This is a genomic window from Cytobacillus oceanisediminis (assembly GCF_004366035.1).
Taxonomy (GTDB): Bacteria; Bacillota; Bacilli; order Bacillales; family Cytobacillaceae; genus Cytobacillus; species Cytobacillus oceanisediminis_C.
In genome coordinates this window covers 1-12872 of the sequence record NZ_SOEE01000011.1, presented here as the reverse complement: position 1 = coordinate 12872, position 12872 = coordinate 1, and the positions used below count along the sequence as shown (strand labels likewise).

The window sequence follows — 12872 nt, the reverse complement described above, 5'->3', positions numbered from 1 at the left end:
TCATGAATAAAAAATCTGCCGCTTTAATATCAATAATGGCCATTTTAGGTGTTTCTTTGTTTATCTATCTAGATATCAATTCAGACAAACAAAGGATTGAGTTAGACGCTACTAAAGAAGAGGTACTGAAGGAAATAAAAGATTCAAAAGAATACACTGAGAAAACAATTCAATTAGCGGAAGGTAACGACCAAGACATCGGTTATTTCCATCCAGAACATGCTGAGCATGAGGGAAAAGAAGATCCCAAAAAAGATGCCATAAAATATTTTATTGCTGGGCTTCTTAGCAACAATACCGACATCTTTTTATCTAGTTTTTATGTAGAGTCTATCTCTCAAGATTTATTTAAGAGTAAAAATCCCGATAAAGATGCTGTTACTAAAGAAATAATGGATAAAATTTCTCGCAATGGTACTCTAAAAGAGATTTTGTATAAAGTAAATAAAGGGTTCTTAAATGCAGATAGCAACACAATCTCACTAACCATTAAATACGACGATCAAAAAGAAGCCACAGTAAATTTTGATCTTTTAACTTTATCAGACTCTCACCATGAGGATGAAATAGGCACTTACGTAATAACTACTTCTGCATGGGATATCATTAAACAGATAGAAGCCAGCCTCCAATAACAGGAGAGCTGGCTTTTAAATTACATTGGCTTTATCACATTTTTAGCTGTGTTCCAGGAGCCAAAATGTTTATGGAAGGTGGTACTTCTAGGCAAGTTATTCTCAGAAGCATATATATCCCATCTTGCCATGCTTGATGTTAAAAATATATCCTTATGCTTAAGTGCTATGCGTATTAGATCATCTTTTGATAAATTAATCTTTTTTTCCTTGTTAAGAATTTTTGTAATTTCCTCGTAATCAAAATATTTCTTTATAGTCTTGTAAGTCGGAAGTTTATTCTCTTTTGCATAAACATCCCATTGTGTACGATTTTGGAAATTGGGAGCATGGTTTTTGAGTATATCTTTAATGTCTTTCTTTGTATATGTCGGTTTTCTTTCACGTTTATTCCCAACATATTTCCTTACTTCACTCCATGTTTCAAAACTCTTTATAAGCGTCTTAGAAGAGGGTAAAGAATGTTCCCTCGCATATAGATCCCATACAGATTGGGTCCTAACATGATTCTTATGCTTTTTGACTATTGTTCGTATCTCGCTCGGAGTATATGATGTATTTGTTACCGGAAGCCCTAGCTTACGTTTTAATTCATTCCATGACCCATAATTAGCGATCAACTTATTTGAATCTGGTAAACCAACACTTTTTGCATATGAGTTCCAATGTGCAGCAGTTGTTATTTCCGATTTGTGTTGTTCTAATTGATTTATTAATTCCTCGTTATCCATAGATTGCCTCTCTATTGTACTCTTCCTTCAGATTGTATCATCATCCTTACTATCTCTTCATTGGAAGCATTGAAATTTACTATTTCTTGGACTGCTTCATTGAATCTTTCTTTATTTGGAGTAATAGAAATGGTTTTTTCTAAATTATCCTTTTTTTGAAAGTATGTTGACTGTATTTCATCAATGTAATTTCTATATTCATCCCGGTAACTAAATTGCTGAGATTTCGCTTTAATATCCTTATGGCTATTTTCAGAATGATAGAAAGTAATCCGATCAATTGGGACTGGCTGAATACTTTTACCTGGGTAAATCTCTTCTGGCTTAATATCTATCTGAAATGGCCCAATACCAAATTCTGAGCCATGGCACCGTTTCATAATGGATTTTATTCCCCATAGGCCAGCACTGAAATTCTCAGCATTTAAATAATATGGTTTTGGAAAAACAAAAAATACTTCGTTTTCCTCTGTTACCCCTAATAAGAATAAATGGTCTCCCTTAGTAGGAATTCGGTTCAAATACCTTATTGCCTCATTCTCAGTTATTTCATTATAATTCTCTTTTATGATATCAATTGGAGTACTATTAGCCTCTTTATATTTTCTCATTCGTTCTCTTTTACGTTCTTCCCGGACTTCTTTCGAAGTGAATATAGTCTCGAAAAGTATCCAGACAAGATAAAACGGTAAGGCAATAATACTGATAAGAAGACCCAATATTAAAATACCGATATCACTAGAGCCAACCATTGATACAATAATTCCTAATACTAATAATATAAACCCGAGTACTACAAACAAAATGCAGATTCTAAATACAACCATAAAGATGCTGAATCCAGTCATATAAGATTCACCTTCATATATGAGACCCCATTTATCAAGAAAACTTATCAAACCGATTGCTTCGAAAATAGGGACGATATGATCCCATTGATAAGCAGCAAGTAATACAATTCCTATAAAAACTAAACCCGCTAACCCTGTTTGTTTTCCTCTGTTATATTGCAATGCTGCATTAGCCGCACTAAATAAAGTGTTCATCCTATTCACCACCAGTAATTAAATAAAAAAATAAATTCGTTTTAAATTACACCAATTTATAGTGTTTATTATATTACCTAATTATGGCAGGGTCAAGAGAATTCAGACTTCAAATCCTCCAAAATGGTTACTTTACAAGCATTTGGATAACTTGCCACCAATTTTATAAGGATACTATTGAAGGTATCTGTTAATGTTGAAATGAGGTGGTATGGATGTTTGTTTCACCAATGTTATTGCATAAATTCACTCCTCCATTCGATGAGCTTCCATTTGATGAAAATGAATATATCTCCGAATTAAAAATAGATGGGATTAGGTTACTTCTAGCTAAATGGGATAACGTTATAAAACTATATACTCGACATGGAAATGAAATAACAGGGAAGTTTCCTGAGCTCCTGAATATAGATATCCCAAATGGAACGATCCTGGATGGAGAAGTAGTTGTGCCTGGTCCTGGAGGTAAACCTGATTTCGAGGAAACAATGAGCAGATTTCAAGCGGGGAGAAATGGAATACAACCCATACAGTATTGTGTATTCGATATTATCTATCTTGAGGAGAAAAGAATTACGCATTTACCTCTGCTCAAGAGAAAAGAACTATTAAAATCTTTAATCAAACCTTCTCAATATATAGCACCTGTCGAATGGACAACCGGAAATGCGGAAGCATATTTTAATTTAACCAAAGAGCATGGACTAGAAGGGATTGTTATAAAAAAAGCAGACTCCTTATATAAAATGAAAAATAGGTCTCATAATTGGCTTAAAGTCATCAATTACTCTTTCGCTGATGTTTACATTACAGGATTGAGAAAAAACGAATTTGGGCTTCTTCTAACCTTGGAAGAGGGGAACAAAATGAGACCTGTTGGATTAATGGAGTTCATGGTTCCTGCAGCGAGGAAAAAGTTTTATCAAGAGTACCGTAATTATGTAGTTGATGAAAACAAGGACTTTATTTTCCTAGAACCAAAAATAAAGGCAAAGGTAAAATATCGTAACCTGACAAAAGAAAATAAATTACGTATCCCTTCCTTTGTAGAATTTATCTCATAATGAAAAAAGTTTCGTTTTGAAGTGCATATCAAATAAATGACAGTAAAAATGGCTTGCTAACTATAAATAGTTTTGGCAAGCCATTTTTAAGTTTATAGAGTTCTTCGCGTCACAAGTCCCTTTTTAACTAGTATAGAGAACAAAGATTTAGCAACGATTTAGTCAGTTGTTAAGAAACTAATATGAAAACGACATGCTTCCAAATACACCTGTGATCCATGAAGTGGCTGGTCCTGATAACGTGTATCTTCCTGAAAAGACATAGCCTGCAGGACTTACAAAAACAGGTGCTGAAGCTAAAATGTATTTTCCAGGACCATTTGGCCTTTCACCAGAATTAAAATAGTTATAGTAAGTAGTTAATGTCATAAGGCAACCGGAACATTGATACAAATTCCCAATCCATGTACTTCCATTGGTTAGAGTATGCTTTCCAGTCCCGCGAGCCTTCATTTGATGTTTTGTTCCTGTCTCTGGACAGGGAACGTATAAGACTCCAAAATCCCCATCTTGCTTTTTCTTACTCTTACTAGTATCAGAGAAGCTTTCGTGCGCATGATTGTGATGTTCTATATCATGGTTATGATTATCTGTATGATTTGTAGAGGCACTAGTTGGAGAAGAAATAGATATTAATAGTAGAAGCGAGAATACCAAACTAATAAACTTTTTCAAATAAAACACTCCCCTTTAATTGATTTGCCCTAAGAAAACCACTATTTTTGATTTCCTTACCCCATAAATTACCAAACACCTCCTGTTCATAAGAAATTCTATCTTTAATAGAAACACCCTTTTTTTGGAAAATAAAATAAGATAAACAACCCATAAACTTATTAATTATGCTTTTCTTAAGGATCTATTGTCATAGCTTAAAAGGCCCTGTTTTTTTAAAAGGTACATATTTTTTATACTTGTGATTCTTCAATAAACATGAATTACTTTTTCTTATCCAAGTAACAAAGCAGATTAGATAATCAAAGAAATTATTATTTTAAAGCTCTCTATATGATAGAATGGGGAACAAATGTAAAATTCAGGGTATTAAATGAGGTGAATTGATGGGAAATGAACAAAAAAATGGTAAAGGTATACTCCTAACAATTGGGTGGTTATCTGTCATCTTATTAACTTTTAACTTAATGCCGCCTATGCTATTGTTTTTCCCTATATGCATAGGAGTTGTAATAAGGCGAGATTACCAGAGGAGTAAGCAAGGGTCAGCAATGATTTATTTAGGAATTATAGGCGGAATCATTGGTTGGCTTTTAGGATGGTACGTCAGTAATAACTTAATGTAGTTATAGCACTCTCGTCACTAAATTATTGGAGTGTAATAATTTGAATGATGTAAAACCTTCAAGAATACAAAGACTGCGAGCAAAATATGCAGCATTAATTACTGCATTGGGTTGTTTATATAGTGTAGTTGTAAGTTGGGGAGAGAATTGGTTTTTTACTGTTTTTTTTGGATTAGGAGTTTTAGTATGTGGTTTGATGAGTTATTTCGATATAAAAAGACATTAAAGGAAAGTCATTAAGGAGCCTTCTTTCAATGTAAAGGGCACAAACGGGGTAAGTTAGCACAAGAGGGAATTGAAAGTGGTGACAATTTGCTTAAAAAAAGCATTAGATATCCGTTAATATTTTTTGTAGTATCAAATGTTTGGCAGTTTATTGTTAATAAAGAGGTTAAGTGGGTTGATAATATAGGGATATCTTTTATGATATTCTTATTTATTCTTTTATATAATTGGTCAAGTAAACCTTATAAATGGAAGAAAGACAGAAGTAAATGAGTACTATTATATCAATTTTTACTAACACTTGAAGTGATCGTGAAAGGATAAACGCTTTTATTCTTGAATTCCTTATTAAGCTAAGGGATAGTTTAGCTTAATAAGGAATAATAAGAATTAAGAAACAAATAAAAATATTATGAGGTATCGGTAGTGACTAATACTGAAAAAATACAAAAATTCTTAAAAAGTACAAGTGATATTTATTGTGATGATTGCCTGTCTGAAGTTTTAAATATTCAACCAAGGCAGCAGGTTAATCAGATTTGTAATAAATTTAAGAGACAAGGCGAAATCAAAAGAGAAGTTAAGCAATGTAGTTATTGTTCTAAGGATAAATTGGTCAACTTTATATAGTTTTGATTATCACTTTCTTATTGAACAAACGGGGCAGCATTCCTGTAATAAGGAAAATGAAGTTTGAACAAAAAAATAACCTCTTGGCATGGACCCTGTGGGGCAGCATGGCCGACATCCACCTCATGGAAAGGTTGGACGAAGGAATTTGAGAGCGAAGACTCTGTGAGGCATGGGAGGGTAGACCTCCATGAGAAATGTGGACATCCACCAGTGCGATCATATTTTGACTCATCCACCAATTTCTGTAATTGGTTGGTTAGTGGGTTATAGTTCTTTTTTCTTTAAGAGTCCAAATATATCCTTTCAAGTGATAAGTGTCCAACAATAAAGGACTTACCGGCAGGTAATTAACTATGAAAATCTAAGAAAACTAGAGTAAACAGCCGTTTTCGCTTCTTTTATTGAGGGAGGTTAGTTAAAAAGAACTTTTTAAATATAATCCAAATAATGGTATATTTAAGTCGATGTTGGAGGTGTTCTTGTGAATAAATTACAAGGAATTTTAGAGAGATGCGAATATAAATATGAAATTATTCAGCATGAAAAACCAATACTTTCAAGAGAAGAAGGTTCAAAGTATTTTAGGATTGAGGTTGGGCAAACTGCACCTACGTTGATACTAAAAACCGATAAAGGATACTTTGTTTTAATCGTATCGGGTGATCGTGACAAACTTGATTATGAAAAAATAGCAATTATTTTAGGTTGTAGTAAAGTAAAATTAGCTTCTCCGAAGGAAGTTCAAAAGGTTACAGGGTTTGAGGTTGGCAGCGTTCCTATGGTCGGTCTTGATATATCTTGTGTACTTGATAAAAGAATTTTCGAATATGATTTTATTTACGGAGGTACAGGAAAATCAACATTCACCCTAAAAATTGAACCCCAAGCCTTAAATGAATTAAATCAAGTGGTAGCAACATTAGACTAATAGGAAATATTTCGTATCTTTTAATGGCGGCTTTTTTTCTTACTTAACTAACGGGGCAGTATTGTTGAAGAAGGTGAAAGATAAAAAGTATCGAATTAATTAAGTATTCTATTAAGGTGAGGTCAGAATATGTTACCACCAAAACATATTGTTTCAGCAGCAACTATCGTACTTAATGAGCAAAAAGAGATTTTATTAATTAAAGGTCCTCGTAGAGGATGGGAAATGCCTGGGGGACAGGTTGAAGAAGGAGAATCATTAAAGGACGCTGCAATCAGGGAAACAAAAGAAGAAACTGGTATAGATATTGAAGTTTTAAAATTTTGTGGAGTATATCAAAATGTAAGTGATTCTATATGTAACACATTGTTGTTGGGAAAACCAATCGGAGGAGAACTGACAACATCTCCAGAGAGTTTAGAGGTAGGTTTCTTTCCAGTTAAAAAAGCCTTGGAAATGGTCACTTGGAAAAATTTTAGGCAAAGAATTGAGTTTTGTTTAAACGAAAAACTTCATCCTTTTTATATCGAATTTTGATTTAAGATACATTGAGCTAAACAAACGGGTGCATTAATTGATATACGGCTGCCAAATTGGGTGGCCTTTTCTTATTATACAAAAGGGGCAGGTTAGTTTAATAAGGATTTACACCACTTCAAAACAATCCCATAGAATAGTATAGTTTAATGAGAATACCTTTTAAGGAGTTTGTATATGGAGTTAGTTACAAGTAAAGTAGTTGCCATTTCCTTTTTCTTATTAATCATAACGATGATTGAGACTTTAGCTTATTCGACAAGGATTTCCGGAACCAGGGTGAGATTGATTGCTACTGCCATATCATTGTTTAGTACTTTAGTGATTGTTTCAAGACTCTCAACTATGTTTCAACAACCTTTAACAGCTAATCTTATTGCTGAGGCGCCTGATTTAAACAAATTAAGCTTCATAGAAGGTCAGTATAGGGTGTTAATTGGGGTAACATCTCTTGGAGTATTATTAGGAATATTTTTATTCCCCACCTTTATTAACATTTTTTCAAGAGCCATTATTCAATTATCTACTGAACGAGGCTCGATAGTTTCTACATTATTTAAGCAATTAAATCGAAATGGAATTAAAAAGGTACTAAGATGTTTCCAAGTACCAAGATTTACATACTTGCAAGGAATTACATTTAAAACAATTCCAAAACGGCTTTTTGTAATTAATATTATTGTCTCTGCTGTATTTACAATTGGAGTTTTATCTTCTTTATATGCTACTATGCTTGTTCCAGAAGATTATGCACCGACAGCGTTAATGTCTTCTGGAATTATTAATGGTGTAGCAACTATCTTATTAACACTATTCATTGATCCAAAAGCATCAGTATTGGCCGATAGAGTAATGAATAATCAATGCGATTATGTCTATTTAAAAAGCTATTCCTTAACTATGATTAGCTCTAAATTTGTGGGAACGATCGTGGCTCAGTTACTTTTTATTCCTGCTGCATATTACGTTGCTTGGTTTGCTGAGTGGATATAGTTAGTGAATTCAAATCCTTTGGGAACTGTCTGCTGTAAATGGTGGAATTTTCGATTGGGTGACTAGGAGTAAGTATCACATTAACCAATAGTTTAATAAAGTTATTCCCAATATATAAGGAGCAATATTAATTGAAGCCTAAAAAACTTGAGTTTAAGAATGAAAAAAAGAAATCTTATAAAAAAATATTAAAGGTAATTATAATAATCGGTGTATTATTTTTTTCATTGATCGGGTATGGAGTTTATTGGGCTTTCTATGATATGAATAGATTGCCAAAAGGAAAATATTTAACGGAAAAGATATCTCCTGATGGTAAATACACTCTGAAAGCATATATCACCAACGGAGGTGCTACTACAACATATGCTATCCGAGGTGAGTTGGTTTTTAATGAAAAAAATAATAAGACCAAAAATATTTACTGGAATTCGGGTGAAGATATTGCAAAAATAACTTGGACAGACTTTGATACAGTTGTGATTAATGATCATTCATTAAATGTACCAAACGATAAATATGATTATAGAAATCAATAATATATCTCATCTATAGGGCAAAGGCAGAAAATCCAATGATGATTGCTAAACTTTCTCTTCTTTGGTCAAAGGGGAAAGGTCTATTGGAATAAAAAGTTTAAAAGCTACAACGGATTCTGTTCCTTATGGTGCGTTTCTAAAGACGCATTTCTTATTCCACAAACGGGCAGTTTAATTCAATAAGTATACTTAAGGATTGGCTTAACTTAGAAGGAGTTGAGCTCTTTTTTGTTGAATTCAAATGTAATAAAACGGAACCTTATTTATTAATGCTGTAAGGATGTGTGATATGTCTAGCTATAGAGTTAGAGAAGCATACGATAAACTTGCAAGTGATTATGAACACAATGTTGACACTAAAAATGCATTTAACATATTTTATGAAAGACCAGCAATGTTAAACATTCTCCCATCAAATATGAAAAACCTCAAGGTACTTGATGCAGGATGTGCAGCAGGCTGGTATACAGATAAGTTATTAAAGCTTGGTGCAGAAGTCACTGCAACTGATATCAGTTCTGAAATGGTAGCAGCTACTAAAAGGCGTGTAGGTAACAAAGCGTCGGTTCTTAATCTAGATCTTGAAAAAGAACTGCCTTTCCAAAATGATTATTTCGATCTCATAATTAGTTCACTAGTAGTGCATTATATTCAAGATTGGAATAGGTTATTTAGTGAATTTCAAAGGGTTCTGAAACCAGGAGGGATACTACAATTTTCAACCCATCACCCATTTATGGATATTAAACTTTCTAAAGATAAGGAGTACTTCTGTACCGAGCTTATTATTGATCAATGGGAAAGACAAGGTAAGTTGATAGATGTCCCATTTTACCGTCGGCCTTTGAATGAAATATTGAACAAGATTCTTCAGTATTTCTCTATCGAAAACATAATCGAACCTCAACCAACAATAGAATTTAAATCATTAGATCTGGGTAGGTATGAAAGACTTATGAAAAACCCCCATTTTTTAATTATTAAAGCAAAACGATAAAGCTATAGAAGGAATTTACTTAAAGTAAAAGGTGCGTTACTTTTAGATTCAGCTGCCATACCAGGTGGCTTTTTTATTGAAAAAAGAGGCAGGTTAGAAAATATTTGACTAATAGAAAGAGGAGTTAATTGTGAAGAGAGTAGATGTTGTATATTCGTTTATCTATGACGAAATAACAGAGAAGGTTTTAATGGTTAATAATCGACATTCAACTTGGTCTCTACCAGGTGGGGCGGTTGAAAAAGGTGAAACGTTAGAACAGGCAGTTATCCGAGAAACAAAAGAAGAAACTGGTTTAGTAGTTGAAATAAAAAATATTATTGCAGTTAATGAAGCGTTCTTTTCTAAACAAGGTCATCACGGATTAATGATTACATTTGGGGCAAAAGTTATTGACGGAGAAATTACAATTAAAGATAAGAACGAAATTGCAGAAATAAAATGGGTAGACATAAATACTGCTAATAACTTAATGCCTTACCATCCAGGTGGAGTAGGGGACTTATTAAAATCCTCTACACCTTACATTTTTCAAGGTGAGTGTTAATAAATTTTATTCAGCTAACAGGTGCATATATTCAAGTTCAACTGCCAAGTCAGGTGGCTTTTTCTTTTGTTACAAAAGGGGCAGTTTATTGAAACAAGACCTTGCAGGAAAATAAGGGGGGTTAATTGAATAATTAAAACCTGGAGGTGCTACGGTGGAGAGTTTTGTATATCATATGGTTCCAAAAGAGATAAAGGGAGACAAACTAATTCCTCTGAATTCTTTAAAGGGAGCTCATCCTAATTTGTATATCAAGTATTCGAAAAAGTATTTCGACCATCCAGAGAGAAAAAAATTACTTACAAGAAAGATTCCTAAACTTAATTGTTTATGGAATGATGTTCTTCATTTTTTACCCCTACATCCATATTACGTCTATGAAGCATTAAGCCATATAGGCATAAAAACAAAAGAGGACCAACTCTTTTTCAAAATCCCCATTCAAAAACTCAAAAATAATAAAAATGCTTGTTACCTTTACACAAAAGAAAAGTACAGAGGTCCTGCTGAAGATATAGAGGAGGACGAAATTAAGCCATTGGATATTGAGGATTATAAAGAACTTAAAGGAATACCAATAGAAACATATGAATCTTACAAAATTCACAATGAAAAAGGAAGCAGGTTTGGTTTGTTCCCTTTCATTCCACATTTATTTAGTTATGGTGAAGTTGAGATAAGAAGTGTAGAAACAATAACTTGGAACCGATTGGAATAAGTTTGGAGCTGCCATTAAAGGCAGTTATCCTTATAGTGCTAATAAGGGGCGTTTTTGTTGAAGAACACTAACTAAATACATTCTTGAGGTGGAAAATGAGTGATAATAAAGAAGTTTGGAAACCTCTATCAGTGACCGAAATACAAATGATATTTAAAAAAATTCCTATTCTATGGTGGATTGCTGGTGGATGGGCTTTAGACTTGTTTTTAGAAAGAACTACACGTGTTCACAGTGATATAGACACTGTGATACTAAGGTGTGATCACATAATCTTACAAGAACATTTGCAAGATGATTGGGAAATGTGTAAAGCTTACAAAGGTAAATTAATACCATGGAATCAGGAAGAACAGCTAGCTCCCCAATTCGATAATATTTGGGCAAAGAAAAAAGGTGAAACATCCTGGGCGTTCCAAGTTATGATATTTGATACAGTGGATAAACATTGGATTTATAGACGAAACGGTGCAATAAGAAAGTTGTTAGAGGATATCGGATTAGAATCCCTTTCCGGAATACCTTATTTAAGACCAGAAATACAGCTTCTTTATAAAGGTGGAAGTTCAGTCATTAGAGATAAAGATGTCATTGATTTAAATAATGTACTACCGAAATTAAGTGATAAAGAATTTCATTGGTTAAAAAAGTCTTTAAGTATCCAGTTTCCCAATGGACATCCATGGATTAATGTTTTAGATTCATATACAAAAATCACTTAAACATAAGCTACCAAATTTCAAAGAAATTATGGCTTGTAGGTGGCTTTTTCTTGTTTAACAAACGGGGCAGGTTAGTTTAAGTTTAAGGAACTTTTTCTATGTTAATTCGTACAGTTACTAAAGCATTGAAAATGGGAGGGGGAGCAGTTTGCAAACAAATACACAAACTTCTCAAAATATTTAAATTTTTACAAAAAAGGAAATTACAATAAGAAAGGTTCTCAATATATACGGGGTTTTCACTGTTATAGGATTATTCCTATCAATTATTACAACTCCTATTTCTATAAATGAAAATATGCAATTTTATTTTAATGAAGAAATAATGATGGGAACAAAAGAGATAAAGGAATTTTTGCTATTCATTTTTGTAAGTTCTTCTATCTTTTTCTTTTTAGTGAATATTTACTTTAAAGGGGGAGTTACCAAAGGGAGAAGAAGCACCGCCTCTACTGGGTGAGAATTCAGCTAATGGATATGTAGACCCTCTACCTCAAGCTTTGATTTTAACTGCAATTGTAATCAGTTTTGGAGTAACTGCATTTTTCTTAGTGTTAGCGTACAGAGCGTATCAGGAACTTGGAACAGATGATATGGAGAACTTGAGAGAAAACGACGATCATCGGGTATAACAAGAGCAATTTTGTTTCAGTAATATGTGGGTAGGTTTAGAGTAGTCAGAATATAAAGTTTTTCACTAACTGGTGCTTAGATTAAACATCAGCTGCTGAATCAGGCATCTTTTTCTTATTAAACAAAAGGGGCAGGTTAGCATTCCTGTAGATCGTTATTTTTGAGCTTTGAAAAAAATAGGGCTCCTCAGTAAGATATGAGTAAGACACGACTCTAACTCAAACTTAGGAGGAACCCTTACTATGAAGTTTAAAATGCAGGACAAACAAAATCAACTAATAGAAAGAATTACTGAAAAACATCTTGTGGTTGGTGTGGATATTGCTCAACAATTTCACGTAGCCAGAGCAGTGAATTTCCGTGGGATTGTAGTAGGAGATCCAATCACTTTTCCAAACAACGAAGAGGGATTTTCGTCCCTGTTAATCTGGATTAATAGCATTAAAAGATTACATAAACTTGAGGCTGCCATAGTTGGTATGGAACCTACCGGTCATTATTGGATTAATCTTTCTAAATGGCTGATGAAACAAGATATTGAGGTAGTGACAGTTAACCCTCATTTGGTGAAAAGAAATAAAGAAAACCGTGATAATACCCAATCAAAGAGTGATAAAAAAGAC

Annotated in this window: 16 protein-coding genes and 1 pseudogene; 14 read left to right on the top strand and 3 right to left on the bottom strand. The window is 33.3% G+C overall.

What is annotated here, in order from left to right; all coding sequences use genetic code 11:
* Positions 1-2: 2 nt before the first annotated feature.
* Positions 3-635 carry a hypothetical protein gene (locus DFO72_RS23505; RefSeq protein ID WP_019380457.1) on the top strand — a complete coding sequence of 211 codons (633 nt, stop codon included), beginning with the start codon at positions 3-5 and terminating at the stop codon, positions 633-635.
* Between the two features lie 20 nt (positions 636-655).
* Here the strand turns inward: DFO72_RS23505 and DFO72_RS23500 are convergent, their stop codons facing one another.
* Complete coding sequence (locus DFO72_RS23500; RefSeq protein ID WP_019380458.1) at positions 656-1366, bottom strand: hypothetical protein; 711 nt, start codon at positions 1364-1366, stop codon at positions 656-658.
* An 11-nt stretch (positions 1367-1377) separates the two neighbouring features.
* On the bottom strand, positions 1378-2412 hold the full coding sequence (locus DFO72_RS23495; RefSeq protein WP_113885105.1) for a hypothetical protein: 1035 nt from the start codon (positions 2410-2412) through the stop codon (positions 1378-1380).
* A 215-nt stretch (positions 2413-2627) separates the two neighbouring features.
* Between DFO72_RS23495 and DFO72_RS23490 the strand changes: the two genes are divergently transcribed.
* Positions 2628-3476 (top strand): RNA ligase family protein, encoded by an 849-nt coding sequence (locus DFO72_RS23490; RefSeq protein ID WP_113885104.1) that lies wholly within the window; start codon positions 2628-2630, stop codon positions 3474-3476.
* A 177-nt stretch (positions 3477-3653) separates the two neighbouring features.
* Here the strand turns inward: DFO72_RS23490 and DFO72_RS23485 are convergent, their stop codons facing one another.
* Complete coding sequence (locus tag DFO72_RS23485; protein ID WP_113885103.1) at positions 3654-4151, bottom strand: hypothetical protein; 498 nt, start codon at positions 4149-4151, stop codon at positions 3654-3656.
* Between the two features lie 666 nt (positions 4152-4817).
* On the opposite strand from DFO72_RS23485, the gene DFO72_RS23475 reads away from it, so the two are divergent.
* The 12 genes and pseudogenes from DFO72_RS23475 to DFO72_RS23420 form a co-directional block, all read left to right on the top strand.
* A complete protein-coding gene (locus tag DFO72_RS23475; protein ID WP_113885102.1) occupies positions 4818-5003 on the top strand; it encodes a hypothetical protein in 186 nt (61 codons plus the stop codon).
* A 425-nt stretch (positions 5004-5428) separates the two neighbouring features.
* Positions 5429-5632 carry a hypothetical protein gene (locus DFO72_RS23470; protein ID WP_113885100.1) on the top strand — a complete coding sequence of 68 codons (204 nt, stop codon included), beginning with the start codon at positions 5429-5431 and terminating at the stop codon, positions 5630-5632.
* A gap of 484 nt (positions 5633-6116) precedes the next feature.
* Positions 6117-6563, top strand: coding sequence for an aminoacyl-tRNA deacylase (locus DFO72_RS23465; RefSeq protein ID WP_113885099.1), 447 nt, complete (start codon positions 6117-6119; stop codon positions 6561-6563).
* A 129-nt stretch (positions 6564-6692) separates the two neighbouring features.
* Positions 6693-7100, top strand: coding sequence for an NUDIX hydrolase (locus DFO72_RS23460; protein WP_113885098.1), 408 nt, complete (start codon positions 6693-6695; stop codon positions 7098-7100).
* Between the two features lie 177 nt (positions 7101-7277).
* Positions 7278-8093 (top strand): lipid II flippase Amj family protein, encoded by an 816-nt coding sequence (locus tag DFO72_RS23455; RefSeq protein WP_113885097.1) that lies wholly within the window; start codon positions 7278-7280, stop codon positions 8091-8093.
* 131 nt (positions 8094-8224) lie between these two features.
* The gene (locus DFO72_RS23450; RefSeq protein ID WP_113885096.1) at positions 8225-8632 is read left to right on the top strand and encodes a DUF5412 domain-containing protein; all 408 of its coding nucleotides are present in this window, start codon (positions 8225-8227) and stop codon (positions 8630-8632) included.
* A 289-nt stretch (positions 8633-8921) separates the two neighbouring features.
* A complete protein-coding gene (locus DFO72_RS23445) occupies positions 8922-9629 on the top strand; it encodes a class I SAM-dependent methyltransferase (protein WP_113885095.1) in 708 nt (235 codons plus the stop codon).
* A 130-nt stretch (positions 9630-9759) separates the two neighbouring features.
* The gene (locus DFO72_RS23440) at positions 9760-10176 is read left to right on the top strand and encodes an NUDIX hydrolase (protein ID WP_113885094.1); all 417 of its coding nucleotides are present in this window, start codon (positions 9760-9762) and stop codon (positions 10174-10176) included.
* A 175-nt stretch (positions 10177-10351) separates the two neighbouring features.
* A complete protein-coding gene (locus DFO72_RS23435; RefSeq protein ID WP_181782413.1) occupies positions 10352-10894 on the top strand; it encodes a group-specific protein in 543 nt (180 codons plus the stop codon).
* 95 nt (positions 10895-10989) lie between these two features.
* Positions 10990-11616: a nucleotidyltransferase domain-containing protein gene (locus DFO72_RS23430; RefSeq protein WP_113885092.1), complete on the top strand. Its 627-nt coding sequence runs from the start codon at positions 10990-10992 to the stop codon at positions 11614-11616.
* Positions 11617-12056: 440 nt separating this feature from the next.
* Positions 12057-12248: pseudogene (locus DFO72_RS23425) on the top strand (NADH-quinone oxidoreductase subunit K); the annotation flags it as partial.
* 243 nt (positions 12249-12491) lie between these two features.
* A partial coding sequence (locus DFO72_RS23420; protein WP_166672549.1) for an IS110 family transposase occupies positions 12492-12872 on the top strand: 381 nt, incomplete at its 3' end.